This is a genomic window from Streptomyces sp. UG1, from assembly GCF_049974585.1.
GTDB lineage: Bacteria > Actinomycetota > Actinomycetes > Streptomycetales > Streptomycetaceae > Streptomyces.
In genome coordinates this window covers 1-3,267 of sequence record NZ_JBNGGG010000115.1, presented here as the reverse complement: position 1 = coordinate 3,267, position 3,267 = coordinate 1, and the positions used below count along the sequence as shown (strand labels likewise).

At 71.0% G+C, this 3,267-nt stretch carries 1 protein-coding gene; it reads left to right on the top strand.

Features of this window, described 5'->3' with window-relative positions:
- Nucleotides 1-3,267: amino acid adenylation domain-containing protein (locus tag ACP4J3_RS50510; RefSeq protein WP_426545011.1), on the top strand; the 3,267-nt coding region annotated here is incomplete at both ends.

Below are 3,267 nucleotides of genomic sequence, written 5' to 3'. Positions count from 1 at the left end.
CTTCCTCGACATCGCCACCACCCACCCCGACCAGCCCCTCAACCACATCGACATCCTCACCCCCGACGAACACCGGCAGTTGCTCGGCACCTGGCTGGAGACCGAGACCGAGGTCGGCGAGAGGCTGCTGCCGGTCCGCCTCGCCGAGCAGGCCGCCGCCACCCCTGACGCCGTGGCCGTGATCGCCGGGGACACCTCCCTGACGTATGCGGAGCTGGACCGCCGCGCCAACCGCCTCGCGCACGTCCTGTTGCGCCGGGGCGCGGGTCCGGACCGGGTGGTCGCGCTGGCTCTGCCGCGTTCGGTCGAGCTGGTGGTCGCCCTGTTGGCCGTGCTCAAGAGCGGTGCCGCGTACCTGCCGCTGGACCCGGACCACCCGGCCGGCCGCCTCGCCTACGTACTCCAGGACGCACGGCCCGCCCTGTTGCTCACCACACTGGCGACCGACTCCCGGACGCCGGACCGTGGTTCGGCGGAACGACTGGTGTTGGACTCCCCGGACGTACACGCACTTCTGGCCGCCTGCCCCGACACCGACCCGGCCGAGACCGGACACGCAGCACCGCAGGCCCCCGAGGCCGCCGCGTACGTGATCTACACGTCAGGCTCGACAGGTCGTCCCAAGGGCGTGGTCGTACCGCACGCGCCGCTGCTCAACTTCCTGGAAGCGATGCGGCGCAAGGTCCCGCTCCGGACGGGGGAACGGCTGCTCGCGGTCACCACGGTGGCGTTCGACATCGCCGCGCTGGAGCTGTACCACCCGCTCCTGTCGGGCGCCACGGTCGTCCTCGCCCCCAAGGAGGCCGTCCCTCAACCGTCCGCCGTGCTCGACCTGATCGCCCGGCACGGCGTCACGGTCGTACAGGGCACCCCCTCGCTGTGGCAGCTGCTCGTGGCGCACGAGCCGGAGGCGCTGCGGGGCCTGCGTGTCCTCGTCGGCGGTGAGGCTCTGCCCACCCCGCTCGCCGAGTCGATGCGCACGCTCACCGACGACGTGACCAACCTGTACGGCCCCACCGAGACCACCATCTGGTCGACCGCCGCGGACCTCGGCGGCGGCGCGGGCGCACCGTCCATCGGCCGGCCGATCGCCAACACGCGTACCTATGTGCTGGGTTCGCGGCTGGAGTTGGTGGCGCCCGGTGTGGTGGGGGAGCTGTACATCGCGGGATCCGGTGTGGCCCGCGGCTATCTGAACAAGCCCGGATTGACGGCCGAGCGGTTCGTGGCGGACCCGTACGCTCCCGAACCCGGTGCCCGTATGTACCGCACCGGTGACCTGGTGCGGTGGAACCAGGAGGGCGAGCTGGAGTTCGTCGGGCGCGTCGACCACCAGATCAAGATCCGCGGTTTCCGCATCGAACTCGGCGAGATCGAGGAGGTCCTCACCGACCACACGGACATCGCGCAGGCAGCCGTCGTCGTCCGCGAGGACCAGCCCGGTGACTCCCGACTCGTCGCCTACGTCGTCGCCGACACCTCGGCGCGCGACCACGACGAGGCTGTGGAGCAGGACCAGCTCAGCGAGTGGCAGAACCTGTACGACGCCGTGTACACCGCCGCGGAGCAGACGGCCTTCGGTGAGAACTTCGCCAGCTGGAACAGCAGTTACGACGGCCGGCCGATCCCGCTGCCCGAGATGCGGGAGTGGCGGGACACGACCGTCGACCGCATCCGGTCCCTCAGGCCGCGCCGCGTCCTCGAAATCGGTGTCGGCACCGGCCTGCTCCTGGCCCGGCTGGCGTCCGAGTGCGAGGAGTACTGGGGCACCGACTTCTCCCGCACCGTCATCGACGAGCTCCGGCGGCACGTCGACGCCGATCCCGTCCTGGCCACCCGGGTCTGTCTCCGCACCCAGCCCGCCCACGACTTCGGCGACCTTCCGCAGGGCCACTTCGACACGATCGTGGTCAACTCCGTGGCCCAGTACTTCCCGAACGCCGGTTACCTGGAACAGGTCGTCCATCACGCGCTCCGCGCCCTCACCCCCGGTGGCGCGCTGTTCCTGGGCGACCTGCGTAATCCGCGGTTGCTGCGGACCTTCGCCTCGGGTGTGCAGGCGGCGCGTGCCGAGGACCCGAGCGACACGGCCGCGATCCGCCGCGCCGTCGAGCAGAGCCTGGTCCTGGAGAAGGAACTCCTCGTCGACCCCGAGTACTTCAGCGCCCTCGCTCATCACATCCCGGACCTGGCGGGCACCGACATCCAGCTCAAGCGCGGCACCGCCCACAACGAACTCACCCGCTACCGCTACGACGCCACCCTGTACAAGACCGGCATCACCACCCACCCCCTCACCGACGCCCCCACCCGACCCTGGCTCACGCACGCCGACGCCCAAGCCAACCTCGTCGGTCTGAGGCAACAGTTGGCGGCCGAACGGCCCGCGGAACTTCGCCTGACCGGCGTCCCGAACCCCCGCCTCATCCACGAACTCGCCATGCGGCAGGCCCTCGAAGACGGCACACCCTTGCCCGACCGCCCCGCCGCTTCACTCATCGGCCTTGAGGCCTTCCACACCCTGGGCGACGAGCACGGCTACTGGACCGGCATCACCTGGAACACCCAGGACACCGACACCGTGGACGTCGTCTTCGTCGACCGAACTCGGCTGTCCGGCCGCGCCCCCGTCGGCACCTACGCCGCGCTCCCCACCAGCGCCTCCACCGCACCCCTGTCCACGTGGGCGACCAACCCCGCCGCCCGCCGCGGCACCGGTGCCCTGGTCGCCAAGCTCCGTGAGCACACCCGCGACCATCTGCCCGACTACATGGTCCCGTCGGCCATCGTTCCCCTCGACCGGCTCCCCCTGACGGCCAACGGCAAGCTGGACCGGGCGGCCCTGCCCGCGCCGGAGTTCGCGTCGACCGGATCGGGCCGAGGGGCGCGCACGCCGCAGGAGCAGATCGTGTGCGATCTGTTCGCGCAGGTGTTGGGGCTGCCGCGGGTCGGCGTCGAGGACGACTTCTTCGACCTGGGCGGACACTCGCTGCTGGCCACCCGCCTCATCGCCCAGATCCGTGCCGCGTTCGGCGTGGAGCTGGAGCTGCGCGCACTGTTCGAGGGCCCGACACCGGCCGCGGTGGCGGCACTTCTCGACACTGCCGCCCCCGGACGCCTGGCCCTCACCGTCCGCCGGCGACCCGAGGTCATGCCGCTGTCCTTCGCCCAGCGCCGGCTGTGGTTCATCCACAAGATGGAGGGGCCGAGCGCCACCTACAACATCCCACTGGCCCTGCGCCTGAATGGTGAGTTGGACCGTGACGC